This is a genomic window from Mesorhizobium sp. WSM3860, assembly GCF_002294995.1.
Lineage (GTDB): Bacteria > Pseudomonadota > Alphaproteobacteria > Rhizobiales > Rhizobiaceae > Mesorhizobium.
This window is the reverse complement of sequence record NZ_NSGF01000005.1, coordinates 231,407-248,346: the sequence shown is the minus strand read 5'-3', so window position 1 is coordinate 248,346 and position 16,940 is coordinate 231,407. Positions and strand designations below refer to the sequence as shown.

The window sequence follows — 16,940 nt, the reverse complement described above, 5'->3', positions numbered from 1 at the left end:
CGATGCAGTTGCGCTATTGCAGATAGCGCCTGGCAAAACGGCTGGCTGACGTTCGTCCTGGAAAACTCTACCAGCTCGTTGAGCCCACTTGGACTGGAGAGGCGCAACGCTTCGTAGCGGCAGACGGGAATCTGCCGATTGTTTTTGAACGGCCGATCCGGGCCGCCGCTTTTGTTAGGGTGTGCCCAGGTGTGCCCAACAACCTCAGCATCGGACGGGACAGTGCCTGTCTCAATAAAGTTGCTGGGTGCGAATTGTGTCCGAAGGTCGCCATAGGAGACGCCCCCATAGCAGTTACCGTCTTTCACGAGAACGAGATCCGGCATGAAATAGAGGATCTGTCGCCCCACGTGAATCGAAGGCGGGGTGACGTTGCTGCGAACTACGTTCGGTAAGGCGCTTGACTAGTGTCGTCGGCTTCTTGTCGACCAGCATGCTGGCGCCGGCATTGCGTTTCCAAGTTGTTAGATCTTGGATCTTGCCGCCGGCGGCGACATGCCAGCTGCCCGCGCAACCACTGAGCGTTGCAAACGCAGCAACCAACCGGCCATAAGCAGCCTCGGCATCTTCCTCCAGGTCGTAGTAGAGCACGCTCACGCGGCGATAGCCATCAAGCCATTGGCCGATCAGCATTCCCGGTAGAAATGCGGCTACACCTACCATAGGCCCGACGCCCCCGGCCGCCTTCCCTGTTAGGAAACCTAAGATACCGAGCAGAACTGCCAAGATCATGGAGAGCCGCGTTTGCGATTGCCTGGCGTTGATGTCATCCAGCACATTGGCAGATGTCTCGTCGCGCATTTCCATGACGTCGCCGGACTCAATCTCCTTCATCAGGACGCCATCAGCTAAGTATTCCGGTCTGGATGGTTGCAGCTGTGGCTGGAACGTCAGTGGCACCGGTTCCCGGGCAAGCCTTTTTGGACCAGCTTTTCCGAGCGTACCGCGGTAGTAAAGCCCACCTACACCAGCGTGGATATAGTGGCCTCGTGGACCCGTTCCGATCCGAAGGCCTTTCACGCCGACAGAGACGCCAACGCCGCCCGAGGAGAAATTGAAGCGGAACGGTCCTGCGCTGACCGATTTGCGGACGTAAAACCCCATCCCTTTGAGTCCCCCACTCAATGCTGTGAGCGCTAGGTCAGCAGCATCCTTGCTCACTCATGACTTCGATCCCCCGGCGGGCGACACATCCGTCTCTCGGGACCGCTGTCTCACCCTGATTTCAATTCGCCGTCTTGCCTTCACATCGCCAGCCTGTGCTCCATCCGTAAGACGGTCGCCAGGCAGTATCAGCTGGCCACCCGACATCGGCAGGATGGTGAACCCTTTCAGCTCAGGCATGTCGCGAAGGATGCTCGTCACCGAAATTGCTCGCGCCAATCCAAGACCCGCGTTGTCGGCGGGATGAAGCGTACCAACCTCCACCTTGCCGGCCAAAACCGGTTGGAGTCCCTTGTCCATGTTCGATGACTGGCCCGACATTGCCTGCTCGTCCGTGTGGCCAATCACCTCGATCACGTCGACGCCATACGAGGTCGCAATGCCCGCGATCGTTTTCGATAGATCGCGTAGCCTCGTCTTGAAGCGGTCTGAAAGCTCCGCGCTACCGGTGTCGAAATTATAGCCATCGAGCTCGCTGAGGCTGATGATCGGCGGCCAATCGTGTGGCTTGGCAGCAACCGGAGACTCGTTTGCTTTCTTCAGGGCATCCGAGAGGTCCTTTGGCGTCTTGCCACCGCCGACATAGCCGTTCTCCTTCAGCACTTTCATGTGCTCGACCATCACCTTGGCTTGGTCAACGTCGACGTCGTTCTCGACAAGGACTTTGGTGACCGGTGCCGTTTTCACCACCTCTTCAACCGTTAGTCCCGTCTTCCTGATTGTTTCGACGGCCTCTTTCGCCAGGACAAGTTCACGCCATTCCTGGTCGGGCACATTGCCGCCCGTCGCCGCTTTGATCAGCGCATTTAGTTGAGCAACCAGCCGCTTGTTCTCCTCCTCGAGCTTGCGAACGTTCTCTTGGACGGACTGCGCAACCTTCAGTGCCTCCGCCGCCTCTTTCTCCTTCTTTGCTATGATGGCGCCAGCCGCCAACAGAAGGCAGAAAACCAGAAGCAGCATTGTCTCGGCCATCGTAAGGCCAAGGATGAGGCCGCGGCCATAGCCCTTGCGCTCGAAAGCGACCGATGTTCCGCCGACGTCGCTCACCTGCCCCACCAGCTGGATCTTCTTGGCGGCTCAACCTTCTCTGCCTGCGGTGCGCCGCTCAAACTTTGGAAGGAATCGCCTTGCGGGCTCTCGGAAATCTTGATCGGGGCGTCTTCGCCGACACTGGCCAGAGGCGTCACAGTAGGTGTCGGATCGACTGCTATCGAGCCATTGGTGGAATGGTCCGGGCGCGAGACGTGAAGAGTCTTTTCCGCAAGCGTTGCCACGAGTTCACTCGTATCCTTGCTTTGCTTTTGCACCACCGCTGCAAGCGCCTGATTCACGTTCTGTTGGGCTTGAACAGTCTCGGCAGTTTTCTCCGCGGCCGCCGCCGCGCGCTCCACTCCGCTCGCGACCTTGGCCACCGCGTCGGCAAGGCTGGTCATGCGAGCTTGCTGCTCCTGCGAGGCGGTCTCGGTCTTCACGGCATACTGCGCGACCGCGCTGCCCAGCATCTTCACCATCGGCGCCAGGTCGTTCTTCAGTACTTCGTCCGGAACGACAACCTTCTCCAGCTTCGTGGCCACCGTGTCGGCTTGCGCGCCAAGCTTGCTCACCGACGAAGACATCGAGCCATTGGCCTTGTCGAGCAAATCAGCGGCAGCCTCCACGCGCTGGGCGATCGACGAGAACTGACTTTCGACCTGCCCGAAATTGTCCTTAAGCGCGTCACTGAGTTTGCCCGACGCCTCCTGAACCGGCTTGATCGCTTCCATCGCGATCTTGTCTAGGGCTGATCTTATGTGCTCGCCGTTCCGCTCGGCCTGCGCGGCAATCTCTGCGAAGCCTTCTTCGAGCATTTGGTGGCTAACGCGGCGGAAGTCGGCGAACTCCCTGGTCACGCTCTCCATCTCGGCCCTCACCCGCCTTGTCATATCGGCAAGCTCGTGCCTGGCCGTCCGCTCGATATCGGCAGGATCGCGGCGCATCTGATTGTAGAAAATTCTTAGCGCGATGCCGGTTATCGTCGACGTTACAGCGATACCGAAGTTCCGGACGATAGTTTCGGTCGAGCCTTCCGAGCCGAACTGAAACAGCGACACCCCGAGGCTCGTCAGCGTAAACAGGAAGCCCATGTAATAGAGATTGTCGCCGCTCTGCTCATCGTGCAGCCGCAGCTTGCCCGTGAATGCCGATACCCCCAGATAGAAGAACATCAGGCAGACCGGTATGCCCGCCCCCACAATCGGGTTCACACCCGACAGCTTGGCGATGGCAATGAAGGCGCAGCCGCCAAGTGTCAAAGCCGCAAAGACAACTAGCGGAAATCCTGGATGGCCCAACAGGGAATGGTCATGTTTCCTGGCCATCAGTTTAACCCCTCCAAGCCAACCAGCTTTTCGAATTCGCCGTGGTGGTTTTGGACCCACTGCGTCCAGAACTCGGCGTGGTCGAGCGACTGGAATGGCTTCTTTGCCCTGTCGACATAGAGAATTGTGACGTTCACCCCATCGAGCGACGTGCCGTAGGTTCGATCGGCGGCGCTGTTGAGATATTTTTGGTAGTCGAGGCCCGATCGGTACTGGGAGTAAAGGGCAGTGTGCTCAATCATGTCCGATGCAACCACCAAGCGCTTTGCACTACCCTGTTTCGCCAAGCTGCTATCGAAGAGCGACAGTTTGATTTTCTGGATGCCGGCCATGATAGGAGACTGGCTTGCAGAGTCGGCGTTTGGGATCTGATCCGGAAGTTTGTTTAACGGGTCGCCGAAAGCATTTTCCCACTTTCTTTGCCGCCGAGCTGGGTTGTTCGTCCAACTATCCACCGTCGCGCCATCACCGGGATTGCATCCATCGAACATGACCGTAAGGTCGCCCGGATCGGAGTTCAGCGTATAGATCCTGACATAGCCGCCTGGCTCAACACGCCCAATGCCCTTACGGAACTCGTTTTTCAGATCGGCCATCGTCGTCGCCGAAATCGGGTCGGTGGCGTCGATCAGAACCGCGGTGAGACCGGTCGGTCCGTTCAACGGGCAATTCGTGCTGGCGTCGATTTGATCCCTGCCAGATCTTGACCACATCCAGGCAAAACCGGCCAATATGGCGATACACAACATCCCAAGGCCAACAGCCCCAGCGATCAGACCCGACTGTCCCTTCGTGCGTCTGCGGGATCGTCTAGCCATTCGCGCTGTCCGGATGAAGCTTGTCGAGATCGCGGTACTGCTCGATACCCCGCTCGCACTCTTGCCCTATCAAGCGAACCTGTGCGTTGAGTTCTTCCTGCGCTGCTCGGATCGATGTCCCCAGGTCCCCCTCGCTCCACTCACCTTCGCTGGAGGCATGGGGGTTGATTCGATCGAGCTTGTAGGGCGTACCAAAATGCTTGGGCGCCGGATCTGTTCGAGCCTGAATGTTTGCCTCTCGATATTTCGAAAGAAGCTGATTGCACGCTCGCTCGAGTTGATCCTGGTGCTGTGCAAAAAGCGTCAGCAGTCTCGAGCGATGTTCGACGATCGCACGGTGTTCCCGTCGGCGGCTCCCAAGCTGCTTGACGATCTCCTCGACCTCCTCGTTGTGCTCGTCGCGAACGGCTTGAAGGTCCTTGATCAACTCCGTCTTGCGATCGATGTAATCATCACGCCTGGCCACCAATCGGTTCTGAACGCCTGCAAATCCAGGATAGGGGTCGAGAACGAACCACCCGTCGATGAACGCTACCGTTGAAAAAATCAGTCCGATTGCGAACAGGAGCCACGACTCGACGTCCTTCAATCCAACAGGGTTCATCCACATGCTGCGAACGACTTCTGCGCCTGCCCCGTCGACAAGGGTGCCGCTTATCTCACGATAGTGAGCAAGCGCCAGGTTCAATAAAAGGGCCAAGGCGACGTAGGCCGCGATCGACACGCTACCAACCAATTTCAAAAAAAGCGCCTTGTGGGTAACCAGCCGCGCGCAGAAAATGGCCAAAAGCAAGGCCGCGCCGATATTCACAAACGAGAACGAGGCCGCCTCAATCAGCCCTCCGAACAATCCTTGCTCGCTCCCTTTCGCAAGAAAGCTGCCGTTGGTGATGGTCTCAACAAGGAAAAGGAAGAACAGCAGCATCACTCGGAATACGTGGGCCGCACCATGCTGAACTCGCGCTGCCCGCACGAGCCCATGTTTTTCCTTGAACCAAGCTTGCTCCTTTTCCGCCTCGTTGAGGGCACGTCGTAGACCATGAAGTTCGTCCAGACCAACCGCAACCGAAGCCTTGAAATCCGACACGCTGGCGGCGTTCGCCTGACGAATGAGACCGAATTGCTCTTCGAAATCGAGGCTGGCAAGGCGTCCACTTAAGAGCTGTAAATTGTCCTCAAGGGTATGATGTGCAGCCTTCTTCTCATCCTCGACTCGTTCAACGATGGCATGCTCCACATCGTCGAGAATCTTCGCCGCCTTAGGAGGTTGGTTCACTTCGCCGCGCTGCTTTCCCCGACCGGCGAGATCCATATCGCGGTCAATCTTGGCAACGTCCAAGCTGCTGAACAGCTGGGTACTCGCACGAAAATCGTGGTTGGACTCGCGCAGCGACTCGCGCAGCCTATTTAGCTTTTCGAATTTAGAAACCACGCCCTACTACCCAACCCTTATACCCAAGCCTAGTGCTTCTATGCACAGTAGAAGCAAAGGGCAACCGCGCATTGTCAGTCGTCCACGCTAATGTCTAGCGAAGCATGCAATGGGTTCATTCTGGGTTATGTCGGGTATCCTCCCCCGCGCCCCTTCCGTCGAGTGCTACAGCCCCGCCTATGCTCTATCCGCCCTGACATGAATATAATGATCTCCTATCGCGGAAAGCCACTCGAACGTCTTGGCGACGCTTCCGACGAAGAGTATCGTACCCAAACAATATTGGGCTAGGGGAAATTGAATGTCTGACGGATCCAAATCGTTCCTTAAAGGTGACGCCCGAGCAAAGGTGAAAGAAGCCACTCACATCAAGACGACGTCCAACGCGAAGCTGACAGAAAAGTTGGATCAATACGGTTCACTATCGTCGAACACGAGCAATAGCCCTTCCGGAGGCGCGGCGGCCAGTTCGAACTCCAGTGGCGACAAAAAGGAAGGTGGCTAGGCGACGAACATGTTAAGTTTAGATCTAATTGCTGATTTGGTTACCATCGCCGGCCTGCCCGCCGCTACAGCCGGGCTGGGCCTGGCCTTCTGGGAAGCTCGCGCCAACCGGCGTGCCAATTCAGCAGCGCTGTACAACAGCATCGCCCAGTCTATTCGCGAGGAGATGAAGGGCTTTGAGGCGGCCAAAACGCAGGATGAGCAAGAGGACCACCTATCTGAAGTCTTGAACTGGGTGGAGGTTGGCTGCGCCCTTCATCATGACGGGCTTTTGGCTGGTCGAACTGGCCAAATCTTGCGACACACCATTGATGAAATTCAGGACAAGATCGCTCTCAAACCGAATCTCAAGGCTCTGGCTTCCAAGCTGACCACCCATCCGCACACCTTTAGCAACAGCGAAGCTTACCGAGCAGATAGCGAGAGGAAACGGGCGCGCGAGCAAGCGATCACGGACCGAAAATCTGGGGGAGCACTGCCGTCCCCATTCAGTGAAGATCGAAGCTTATCGGGACCACACCACAAATAGATTGGCTGGAGCACCCGCTTCGGCAGGCGTTCACGACACAGCGGTTCATGAAAAACGTCACGTAGCGTTGGGGCTCCTCCAACGATCCACGACACAATCCGCTAGTCACGGCTTCGGTACGTCCGTGGCGGGATCGATCTTGTTCGTGATTTCTGCAACCAACTTCGAGCTCCAGGGACACCAATGCGCCTTTGGCAGGTAGCTTCCGCCGATCTCGTCGACATGTTGTTCCACCTGCGCCATGTTCGCATCGCAGACCTCAATGGCCTGCTCAAAAAAGCCGATGCTCTCGGGGACCAGCGAATAGGACCAGGTAGGATTGTACGGCACCTTTTTGACTACGATCGTCCCTTGCACATGCCGATCGATTCCTGTGTTCAAGATCTTCCTGGCCATCGCGATAGTGCGTTGGTCAACGAGCTTGAACGCGAACGAGTTGCTGGGGCTCATGTCTGGGCCCGGCTGCTCAAAGGTGAAGTAGGCCGGGGCATCCAGATCCGGTAGGCTTTCGAGTATGGCTGCCAGTCTGGAAGCTGCCAACGCCAGCTGCTGATCAACATCGCCAATGTGAGCGTTGTAATAATCGTCACCGAGCACGTCACCACTTTTGACGTAAGCGGCTTTTGCAATGCGGTGGCTGGACTCCGCCCATTTGATGGGATCGGCCTCGGCGACGTCAGCGGGCGCAAGCTTCGGGACGACGTCCCTCGACAGATGGTCTACATATTGTTCGGCAGTAAGTTTGGTGTGGAGGATAAGGCCGCTGTCCCAAACCGAATGAAGATTGGTCTTCTTGTCATCGAAGAACGTCACTTTGACTAAGTTGCCACCTTGATCAGAATCGCCGTTGACCGTGCGCTCGATTGCGTGGAAGGGCTGATGAATATCCCCAACGAAATGCACCAACCTTTTGAGCGCGTCGGCGCGGTCATAGACCGACGCATCCGGATTGGCGATTAGCTCCTCTTCTCGCCCGATGGCCGCAATCACGCAGTCGCCCGTGACCTCTACCGCGCAGTCCCTACCCGCGTCGAAATGATCCTCTTCGTAAGGAATGTCGACAAAATGCCAGCGCGCGGTTTCCGGTCGCGATATTCGGATATCATCGGCCATGATGGCACCTGTCACCAATGGCGCGCCAAACAGTATCTTACGGATCTTAGACTTGGCCTCGGGGGATAGCTTGGCCTCGGCTAACATCGCCACCACCGCGTGGCCTTCCGGGCCCCACGCCAATGCCGGAGAAGCCAGTAGAACTGCCGCGGCTGCCGCCGTCAACACGTTCTTCATATTCGCCTCCCAGGGACAGCCGCCTTAAAAAGGATGCAGACTCGTGGGCGATAGCTCACCACTTCGCCGCGAGACCGATTTTTGCTTGATTCACGAATTGGCCAGTCTCTTCGATATCGCCACGGGAGTAGCTGAGCTTCAACGCCGTGTGACCATCTTCGTCCAAGTTGAAATTCAGACCCAAACTTAGCAATGAATAGTCGCGACCCGAATCCACGTCCTCCAACCACTCATAAGTCGTAAAAAATGACGCTGGCTGAAGCCATTTGGGAACGAGCAAATCGTTCTGTTTTGGTTTGACCGTTAGCGCAAGAACACCACCAACTCGAAGCGAGCTGTCGTCATCTTGGAATATCGGCGATGACACGTCTCCCAGCTTGTCGCTGTAAATGAGCCGAGCGATCGGATCCAGTTCCCAAGTGAAAGGTCCCAGGCCGTTCGGGACGCTGACTGAGATACCGTCGGTGATCCAATAAGGCTGCCATTCCGCCGTAGCCGACCAGGAACGAGGGTCACCGTTGAAGGTTGTGTTCAGCGCCGGCCTAAACCGCACGTATTGGGTACCACCAAAGACGTTTCCCAGCGCGAGTTCACTAGTTGCGGCAAATGACAGCACGTCGACGTTCTTGGACTTCTGGCTTGCCAGCGTGTTGACTACTCGATTGAACGAAAGAGAAGGGGCAAACGCATAGCCCACCACATAAGGAGCGAACGGATCGCTGGGCGGATCGAGGGCAACGCTGTAGCCAAGCGCGGCGACGCCTTTCGCTGACCAAACGTCGTTGTCCGATACCTTGTCGCGGCTCCAGTCGAACTGTGCACCCTTGGCATCCTTTGCAGCTTTCGGACACGTGAAGATGGACACATCCTCAAAGCTATCTCGCAGCAAATACCTCCAGCCGGGAGCGCAAGGATCCTTTTCCGGATCATTTTTTCCGATCACAACAGGGACTGTCTCGCCGTCGGGCGTAACGCGAATTGGATGGCCCTCGGCGGCATGCCTCTCCACGCTATGCAGCGCCGATGCGACTTTGCTGTCCTCGTCGCTGGCATAAGTTGCGACTTCATCAGCACTTAGCTTGCCGTCACAATCGACGTCGTAGTTCTGAAAAACCGGGCTGTTTTTGTGCAGCAAAAAAACATGCCACTCACTCTGATCGGCTGGCGCACCAGCTGGGCCGGTGTATTTGCAAGCCACAGGCTTTGCCACTGCGACTACCGGAAACAGCATGATAGCCGCGAAGAGCGCCGCGCATAGATTCTTCATGGAACCCCCCGACCTCGCCTTTAGGTCTCTGCCGATTTCTTGGCCTTGGCGCGCCTTGGCTTTTTCTTAGGCGAGGTCTCTCGAATTTTCTGCGCCACCTTGGCTTCCATGAATTCATGGGCCTTCATTAAGCTGTCGAGGGTCAACACCTCGGACGCTATTGTCGGCACGGCCACGACATGTTGCAACTTGCGAACGATCAGGTTCGCCAGCTGCTGAATCTGAGGAACGGTCGCCATCTCCTTTTGGGCCAGGCGAACATGAAGTTTTACCATCCACGGTAATTTGCTCAGCGCATCCGCGAACGCCGCCCACGGCGAAGCGCCGATATTGTATGTTTTCGGAATGTTAGTGGCCGGAGTTAAAACTGACGGGTCATCGCCAAAATGAACCGCAAAATAGTCGATAAGGCGATTCTCGATTTCTTGTTGCGAAACTGAGACAAGATTCACGTCACCCTCCCCCAGAGGCTGATCATTTTTGGAACTTAGGTTCCTCTAATTTTACTACTTCGTCAATAAAAATTTACGAACCACTTTCGTCCAGAAAATAATAAACTTCCGTAACAAAATTCCAAAATAAACTATTGATTCATTTCATTGTTTTGTTTATCTACGCTGTCACTAAGCGCCTACAAAAGGCGGCAGTGCGACCGTGGGATCACCAAGTATCACCAAAGCTTGACGATCCATCGCCACCAACTGGCAGTAAAGCGCCCAGTCCCGCGCATGCGGAACCGCTTTGTTGACGTTTTCAATCGCCGTTCGCCAGCCTCCAAGGAATGAGCCCGCTTCGCGGTAGATCCGGGAGAGCGTCAAGCCGATGGGTGTTCGAATCCCGCTCCGGTAGATTTCATTCCAGAGACAAGTGACCAGCGCATGCGTTACCACCTGCCCGTTCTGAGGATCCCGCAGCGTCCAATCAAACGTAGGCTCGACGTGGCCAACGAATGCGCGGATCGGTCGCTTTCTACCGAGTAGCGCGCGGGGCAAAGGAGCTATCGTCGCTCCAGCAGCCGCGGCAACGCCCGTGAGCATCGTCGCAACGTCGCCACCAACCGGAAGTAGACCCGCATAGCGCGTCTCGGCGTCAGAGCCGGCGGAGCAGCATGCGTGAGCATACCATATCGCCCCGGCCGCCGCGTTTAGTCCCAGCGCCTTCGAAGTCAGCGGCATGTGATCGACATCGACTAGGCTGCCAAGCGTAGCCCGCAGACCGTCTGGATCGTTCAAAGGTCCAGTCAAGCCATGGCAAGTCGTGACGATCAAGGCCGGCCTGTGTTCGTCGATTGCTAATGTCAGACGCGCCGAGGTTGCATCCGCACCCCCTAGCCACATGCGCCGCTGCAGATCGTTGTCGAGGGCATAACTGTGGAAGAGCTTTCGACCGATCGCTCTAGCCATCAGCCAAGTAATGTCCGGAGCACCGTGGTCCACGCTCCAAACAAGCGGTGCTCTGGCATCGACTTCGTCGAACCCGTGGACGAGCGCTTCGACATAGTTTGCGAGCTCGTCTCCTTCCAAATCGAGCCGCCCAACGCAGCAGGACATATTCAACGCATACTGGACGGCCCACGGGATCTGCACCGGGCTGGCGTAAATCAGAAGATAACGCGGTACACGCCCCTTACCGATTCCCGGAGTTAGGCCCTGCGCGGATAAATCCTGGACGCAACCGTCCTCATAATGGCGACGAAGATGCCCAACACCTAGATCGGCGCGAAAGCGCAAAATTGGAGAGCCTGGGCGCTCGAGAAGCAGGGATCGCAAAGGCGCAGGCAGATCCTCGCCGCGCGCCTTCTCGACAGCACCCATTGTATCGTTATCCGGGAGTACTATGCCCCACCCAACGGCCGGGTTTCTCCATTCACGCTCGTCCAGCTCAGGCGGCGCCAACCACTGAGCCGCTCGAAATGCCTGCGGCTTAAGCTCCCATTTCGACACTGGCGGAAGTTGTTGGGTTAGAGCTTTTGCCCCATCCCAGGCGTTGGTGCGAAGAGCCTCCGGCCTGTCGATCGGCCCGTTCAACCATTCCCTCCTGCATCCGCCTTGCCAAACCTACCGAACCGATCAGGCCGAAGCTCGACAGGCACAGCAGGTGGCCTTTCCAAAATGGCTAGTATCTGATCGCGGACGTCGTTCGGGGTACTTGCCGGCAAATTGCGCAATGCCTCGGCAACCGTATCGACCCGTGCCTTCATCTCCGCATCGAGGAGGGAGCGAACCTGTAGCGGCACCTGGTTCTCATAAAACACCGGAAGCGACCAACGGCCAAACGCCCCGGGCGGCTGGTTTTGGTACATCTGGTAAAAATGTTGGCGAACAGCGACGATCGCGGGCGACACGTCGATCTCAGCCACTTCACCACCACTATCAGAAAGGGCTTTCCCGACGATATCTAGCACCTCTCGGTAGAAGGTTCGGGTGAATTGCGTGGCATCTATGGCGTCGATGGGATCGTTCATACCTATGGCGATGGGTGAACCGCGCTCGGCGATCTTGAAAGCCATGGAATTTAGATGCTGTGCGGGACGCGCGCCGGAGCAACTATTGAGCACAGTCATCCAAGAAGATTTCTGAACTTCGAGCGCGGCAACTAACTCGTCGACCACCAACCTCACCGATCCGGTATCAGCGCCACTTGCGGTGTCCGTGATTGTCGCAAACTCAAGTGTGGACACGCCCAAGGCCGTGCCACCATGGCAAAAGAGGTGCAAGAACTGGAACTCTTGAACCTTAATTTCGGCCTTCATGGCGTCCGCGGAAAGCGGGATCGGCGCAAACCTGAAGCCCGGCTCCGCCTTGGCCCGCATCTCGGTCAAAAGGTCTTGATCGCCCAGATAGATCTGAGCTTCTACGGGCAGATTTTTTGCACGCGCAGCGACTATTTGTGCAATCAATTCGTCCAGTTCGGGACGTGGATCAATGCCTGCCGCAGAAACAAACGCCATTACCTTCAAGGGAAGGATGTAGGTACGCACACCGATACATCCCTCAGAGATGTGTGAAACCAGCCGAGTGATGCGACAGCCTGGAGCTACGGCAAGAAATTGGCTTTGCGGTCGACACAGAGTTTCCCAACGCACGCGCTCAGCAAGCGGCGTCTCAATACGAAACTGCAAAGCGTCCGCTTCAGCCACATTCATCATCGACAGGCGGTGGATTTCACTGCCTATCGCTTGGTGGTTGGCCAGAGCACCGTATAATGTTTGACCGTAAGCGGTCACGTTTGCGCCGGTGTCACACTGGGGCATGGGATCAGGCAAATTCAAAAGGCTTGGATCCATCCCGCCAAGATAATTGACGGGTGCGCGGTACAGCCTTGCAGCCAACCCTGAACCATTTGAATCGCGCTGAATAGCAATAACGACTGGCGCCATCGTTAGTCGTCCTTCAAGGGCAGGACATGTTGATCGATAATTTTCTGGATGTCGCTCAGCGTGCTTTGCACAACATTGTTGGCGCTCATCGCCGAACTGCTTACCGCCTCATCGAGAAACGATCCTTGGGCGCTTCGTAGGAAGCGAGAAGAGTCTAAGGAAGCCTTCTCGACGAAACGCTGAGCTGCAGATGTCCACGCAGGCGCTTCTGACAGACGATAGTCTGGTATCAGATCGCTTTGCTGCGAAAGCCTGGCCCACACACGCTGCGTGACTGACGCGCGTGGCGGGACCTCGTTGCGCCCCGAGTCCCAGTTTTCATAATCGCTAACCAGAGCGGGTTGGCAATAGAGAAAGTCCTTATGAAGTTGGGGGGCCTCCGACGGATCCGACGCAAACAGAAACTGATAGACTTTGTCCAGCCGATTGCGAACCTGCTCAATATCATCATCGAACTCGTGATAAAGCACTGGTCCAGGCCTTATCTGGGCGAGACTATCGGCAAAGTATCTGCAGGACTCCTCGGAGCCTGACCCTTGCGGCGGCGAAAAAAGCGCTGCCCACGCGCCAGTCCGTTGTAGGAAACTAGCCACCTCCGATGGATAAACAGCGGTCAATGATTGAGCTGCGTCCCTTCCTGGGGATGCCCGTAGAAGCAAATTGGATCTTTCATCGGAAGATTCGGTGGGACAAATGAAGTGCACAGCATCAAGAGCTTCATTGCGCAGAACACTCTCGATCCAGCCGAGCCATGGGGAGAAGGACGGCAATCCGGTCAAGCCACTTTCAATTTCAATCCGTTCCTCGCCCAAGCTATGGATTTTCAACCGCGGGATCGGGTAGGTGCCAAAGTGCTCAGCGATTTTGGGTGTCGTAAACAGGTGAGCGACAATCTGAGCTCTCGGTGCGTCGAATGCACTGCAAATCACATCATGTACGCGCCTAAAGTCGGCGAAATGATCACCTTCGATGGAGGGATCAAAGCAAACGGCGATCTCTAAGGTATCGGGGTCTTCCTTCGACCGCTCTAGGAAATCTGGCAACCTCAGAATCGGGCGGTTAACCACATCCCCGAGCAACCTCTCCCAAGGCACCGCTCCCAGAAGCCCGTACGGTCTGATTAGATGGAGCCAAAGTGGCTCGGATGAACCAGTACGTGCATTTTCATTGGCAGTCGCTGCGATCTCATCCGCCAACGCACGCGGGAGGTGCGGACCTTGCGGCAAGCTCGACCTTCCCTCTTGGGTGATCCCGAGCATCGACGCAGGGAGCTTCCAATTCTTTTTAGAACTTCCGCCACTTTCAAAGTCTATCAAAATGTACGGGTCGCCTGACCAAGCTAATAGCTCCATTCGCAATGACATGAGCTGATGTTCGCGTTTTAGCTCTTCGCCCATGTTCAGGCCCTCGCAATTTGAGTGCACAACGCCCATGCAGTGTAGGAATTCGCTACGTCCCCATGGGAGGTAATTCGCTTGTCGGAGCCGTCGAGCGCCACAATCCTGTAGCCGGCCAAAGCAGGATAATCGTCGCCGGCGTCGGGGATGGGATCAATTTGAGTTCGATCCTCTACGCCTCGCGGACCGTAGCCACCCAGAGCCGCGTAACGGCCGGGTGGCTCACCAGCAGCACCGACTTGTAGCTCCCCAAGATCGGAGGGCCTTCGCAGCGCCAGATGGAAGACGTTGTGGAGGGGGAAATCCATGCTGCTGTACGTCGTGAAAACAGGCGATTTTACTAACCTCAATGCTGTTCTGTAGCCGCCTGAGCCTGTTCGCCCCGGAACGGTCTCCGCAAAGCTCAGATGCGAGATCGCCGGCTGCAGCAACAAAAGCGAGCTTGGTTGGCGCGGGAGTGGTTCTGGCGCACAAAGGGCCGACAAAACGACCTTCGCTCCAAACGAATGCCCGAACACATGCACGCCACCCTGAGCGGCAGACAAAACGTTCCGGAGCAGTTCGGCCACGCCGCGGCTCCCAACTCGCCCGGCGCGATCTTTCATCTGAAAGAGCGAAGCTAGACGAACAAAATCTCGGGGATCCCAACTCTCACTGGCCGCGACCAAAGGACCGGCTCCACCTCCAATTGTATCGATGTGATCAGTGTCGATGTCTTCCTTCCCGGATCCTTTTTCGGCGGTCCGCATCAAGGCTACTAACTTGAGAATCCCCTCCTCGGGTATCGGTTCGCTGGTGGCGCCGTCGACCTCCTCAGGCGGGCGCGATATTATGGACGACATCATGCGGGCCAGCTTTAATGCCTGCTCGCGCGCGAGCATCCCGGTATCGATTAGCTCGTAGAAGTCGGTGCGATTTTCGTTGGATATATCGGCCGCGATCTCAGCGAGCACCTTCTCGAAAATATCCGCTTCGGACAATTTGTGCTCCACATCTCCAGCAGCCATTTGCGGCCCGGGCGTCGATGGCATCCACGCGCTTGGCCAAGTTACGCCGACAAAAATCGGTGAGAACCCCGGCAATGGATGCTGTTGAATTACCGCTTCAAAGGCACGAAGAAAGCGACTGTATTGATCGACGGCCGCCCCAAAATCGGTGTTCCACCCGTGAGAGTAGAAGAGCACATTCGAATACTCGCTCGTGCGAATTTTCTCGATTAGCGCTGCGGCTGTACCTGGGGACGTGCACTCGCCGTCTTTGTCGAAACGAACAAGCCAACTCGGCATCTTGACGCCAGGCAAAGCATAGGGTCCGGCTGGCACCAACGACATACGTCCCTCCCCGCAAAGCGACCTTCTGCCAATTTTATATTGCTTTTGCGCTTACTTTCTAGGCCTCTAATATATTTTTTCACAAGCTGCAGCAGTAATTGATCGCCTGCTCGCTAGAGCCGCCTTCGATCACTTTGACCCACTCCAAAACAACCAATTTGCCATCGGCAACGCTTTCTGCACTGCGGTCAGGCGTTGCCGACACGCAATATGCAGTCCAGTTTCGCGGCCTCCCGAGCGAACTATCGAAACGCTGGAAGTTCGGCTTGTGGACGAGCCTTCCGGAAAGCGCTTCGACGGGGCGTCACCGCTATCGGTGATGTCGCTGCGCACGACAGTTCCACCACTTGCTTCGGCAGCGTTACCTAGGGCCGAGCCTTCTGTCGCCAATTAGGTCGTCGAGCCATGATGCCCGGTCACATGAGGCGAAGGGGGTTCGCCGCGCGCGATACCGATTCCAGATAGTTTGACGACCCGCGTCTGCCCGCTTGCGCTACTTTGCTGAGTTCTCGTAGTTCACCGTGAAGTCATCGGGTGGGGTGGGGCCCCAGATGTAGAAAGCGTCCTCGGCAGCATGATCTCCAGCATCCCAGTCATGGTCCGCTGACACGTAGTCGATGTCCGAGGAATACTCGGAATAGCTGCCCCACGGGTCGCGCACATAATGGAAAAAGTTTGATCCGAGCACATGGCGCCCGAGGCCCCAGCCTTTCGAAAATCCCTTGTCAGCCACTTGCATGGCACCGAGGCCGATCTCCTCGATCGAGCCGACGTCCCAACTGCAATGATGCAGTCCAGGCCCGTCCGACTTGACGAAGGCGATTAGATGATGATCGCTGCCATGGATCCCATGCATTAATGCGATGCCGTCGCCGGAACGGTCCGAGAGACGCAGGCCCAGGGTTCGAGCATAGAAGATGACCGCCTGGTCCACGTCGCGCGTGAAGATCAGCAGATGCGCAAGCCGGCGGGGTCTTGCTGTCCTGGCCTGCGATCTGAGTGAGGCTCCGCGCTGATTGGCCGGAACAGACAGGTTGTTCGTCTCGGACTTGCTGTTGGGTGACGTCTTTTCGGCCACCCGGATTTCGACCAGGACGCCATCGTGGTCGCGGAACCAGAACCCGTTGCTGCCGAGCCCTGCCGGCGGATCGATCAATTTCACGCCCTGCCCTTCGACATGCTTGCGAAATCCCTCGAAATCATCGTCAAAGACGCCGAACGAGAGATAGCTGAGCTTCTTGCTCGCTCCCTCCGAAAGGCTTCCCCGCCGATGCGCGTGGCCGAACGTATAGAGCCCGAGCGAATTGCCTTCCTCGCGCACGTCCATGCCGAAGGTGCCATAGAAATCCTTCGCCTGCTGCAGGTTGGGTACGACCATGTTGAAGCTGTCCATGGAATGGACGCCGAGCATTCCGGGCCGCCGGCTGGCACCGACAAAGCCTCTAATGGCGGTCATGTCGCATCTCCTCCCC

General features: G+C 56.7%; 15 protein-coding genes. 2 read left to right on the top strand and 13 right to left on the bottom strand.

Features of this window, described 5'->3' with window-relative positions:
- Positions 1 to 294 precede the first annotated feature (294 nt).
- The 5 genes from CK220_RS11705 to CK220_RS11685 form a co-directional block, all read right to left on the bottom strand.
- Positions 295 to 1,161 (bottom strand): DUF4236 domain-containing protein, encoded by an 867-nt coding sequence (locus CK220_RS11705; RefSeq protein ID WP_141245123.1) that lies wholly within the window; start codon positions 1,159 to 1,161, stop codon positions 295 to 297.
- A complete protein-coding gene (locus tag CK220_RS11700) occupies positions 1,162 to 2,211 on the bottom strand; it encodes an OmpA family protein (RefSeq protein ID WP_095811727.1) in 1,050 nt (349 codons plus the stop codon).
- The gene (locus CK220_RS11695; RefSeq protein WP_141245122.1) at positions 2,208 to 3,521 is read right to left on the bottom strand and encodes a hypothetical protein; all 1,314 of its coding nucleotides are present in this window, start codon (positions 3,519 to 3,521) and stop codon (positions 2,208 to 2,210) included. The genes CK220_RS11700 and CK220_RS11695 overlap by 4 nt, the downstream gene beginning before the upstream one ends.
- Complete coding sequence (locus CK220_RS11690) at positions 3,521 to 4,183, bottom strand: hypothetical protein (RefSeq protein WP_141245121.1); 663 nt, start codon at positions 4,181 to 4,183, stop codon at positions 3,521 to 3,523. The genes CK220_RS11695 and CK220_RS11690 overlap by 1 nt, the downstream gene beginning before the upstream one ends.
- Before the next feature lie 148 nt (positions 4,184 to 4,331).
- Positions 4,332 to 5,771 (bottom strand): hypothetical protein, encoded by a 1,440-nt coding sequence (locus CK220_RS11685; RefSeq protein WP_095811664.1) that lies wholly within the window; start codon positions 5,769 to 5,771, stop codon positions 4,332 to 4,334.
- A 301-nt stretch (positions 5,772 to 6,072) separates the two neighbouring features.
- On the opposite strand from CK220_RS11685, the gene CK220_RS31385 reads away from it, so the two are divergent.
- Both CK220_RS31385 and CK220_RS11680 read left to right on the top strand, forming a co-directional pair.
- Positions 6,073 to 6,276: a hypothetical protein gene (locus CK220_RS31385; protein WP_141245120.1), complete on the top strand. Its 204-nt coding sequence runs from the start codon at positions 6,073 to 6,075 to the stop codon at positions 6,274 to 6,276.
- Between the two features lie 9 nt (positions 6,277 to 6,285).
- The gene (locus CK220_RS11680; RefSeq protein ID WP_141245119.1) at positions 6,286 to 6,804 is read left to right on the top strand and encodes a hypothetical protein; all 519 of its coding nucleotides are present in this window, start codon (positions 6,286 to 6,288) and stop codon (positions 6,802 to 6,804) included.
- Between the two features lie 105 nt (positions 6,805 to 6,909).
- Here the strand turns inward: CK220_RS11680 and CK220_RS11675 are convergent, their stop codons facing one another.
- From CK220_RS11675 to CK220_RS11640, 8 genes are all read right to left on the bottom strand, one after another.
- On the bottom strand, positions 6,910 to 8,094 hold the full coding sequence (locus CK220_RS11675; protein WP_095811662.1) for a S1/P1 nuclease: 1,185 nt from the start codon (positions 8,092 to 8,094) through the stop codon (positions 6,910 to 6,912).
- 55 nt (positions 8,095 to 8,149) lie between these two features.
- The gene (locus CK220_RS11670; protein WP_095811661.1) at positions 8,150 to 9,361 is read right to left on the bottom strand and encodes a hypothetical protein; all 1,212 of its coding nucleotides are present in this window, start codon (positions 9,359 to 9,361) and stop codon (positions 8,150 to 8,152) included.
- 20 nt (positions 9,362 to 9,381) lie between these two features.
- Positions 9,382 to 9,813 (bottom strand): hypothetical protein, encoded by a 432-nt coding sequence (locus tag CK220_RS11665; protein ID WP_095811660.1) that lies wholly within the window; start codon positions 9,811 to 9,813, stop codon positions 9,382 to 9,384.
- 171 nt (positions 9,814 to 9,984) lie between these two features.
- Positions 9,985 to 11,388 (bottom strand): hypothetical protein, encoded by a 1,404-nt coding sequence (locus CK220_RS11660; protein ID WP_141245118.1) that lies wholly within the window; start codon positions 11,386 to 11,388, stop codon positions 9,985 to 9,987.
- The gene (locus CK220_RS11655; protein ID WP_141245117.1) at positions 11,385 to 12,740 is read right to left on the bottom strand and encodes a CHAT domain-containing protein; all 1,356 of its coding nucleotides are present in this window, start codon (positions 12,738 to 12,740) and stop codon (positions 11,385 to 11,387) included. Before CK220_RS11655 ends, CK220_RS11660 begins: the two co-directional genes overlap by 4 nt.
- A 2-nt stretch (positions 12,741 to 12,742) precedes the next feature.
- A complete protein-coding gene (locus CK220_RS11650; protein WP_095811657.1) occupies positions 12,743 to 14,137 on the bottom strand; it encodes a hypothetical protein in 1,395 nt (464 codons plus the stop codon).
- Positions 14,138 to 14,139: 2 nt separating this feature from the next.
- The gene (locus tag CK220_RS11645) at positions 14,140 to 15,468 is read right to left on the bottom strand and encodes a hypothetical protein (protein WP_095811656.1); all 1,329 of its coding nucleotides are present in this window, start codon (positions 15,466 to 15,468) and stop codon (positions 14,140 to 14,142) included.
- A 493-nt stretch (positions 15,469 to 15,961) separates the two neighbouring features.
- Positions 15,962 to 16,924 carry a VOC family protein gene (locus CK220_RS11640; protein WP_095811655.1) on the bottom strand — a complete coding sequence of 321 codons (963 nt, stop codon included), beginning with the start codon at positions 16,922 to 16,924 and terminating at the stop codon, positions 15,962 to 15,964.
- Between the last annotated feature and the right edge of the window lie 16 nt (positions 16,925 to 16,940).

Bases quoted from the DNA above. Each gene is read 5' to 3' on its own strand.
- CK220_RS11695 (WP_141245122.1), bottom strand. From the start codon at position 3,521: ATGGCCAGGAAACATGACCATTCCCTGTTGGGCCATCCAGGATTTCCG.
- CK220_RS31385 (WP_141245120.1), top strand. From the start codon at position 6,073: ATGTCTGACGGATCCAAATCGTTCCTTAAAGGTGACGCCCGAGCAAAG.
- CK220_RS11680 (WP_141245119.1), top strand. From the start codon at position 6,286: ATGTTAAGTTTAGATCTAATTGCTGATTTGGTTACCATCGCCGGCCTG.
- CK220_RS11675 (WP_095811662.1), bottom strand. From the start codon at position 8,094: ATGAAGAACGTGTTGACGGCGGCAGCCGCGGCAGTTCTACTGGCTTCT.
- CK220_RS11670 (WP_095811661.1), bottom strand. From the start codon at position 9,361: ATGAAGAATCTATGCGCGGCGCTCTTCGCGGCTATCATGCTGTTTCCG.
- CK220_RS11655 (WP_141245117.1), bottom strand. From the start codon at position 12,740: ATGGCGCCAGTCGTTATTGCTATTCAGCGCGATTCAAATGGTTCAGGG.
- CK220_RS11650 (WP_095811657.1), bottom strand. From the start codon at position 14,137: ATGGGCGAAGAGCTAAAACGCGAACATCAGCTCATGTCATTGCGAATG.
- CK220_RS11645 (WP_095811656.1), bottom strand. From the start codon at position 15,468: ATGTCGTTGGTGCCAGCCGGACCCTATGCTTTGCCTGGCGTCAAGATG.
- CK220_RS11640 (WP_095811655.1), bottom strand. From the start codon at position 16,924: ATGACCGCCATTAGAGGCTTTGTCGGTGCCAGCCGGCGGCCCGGAATG.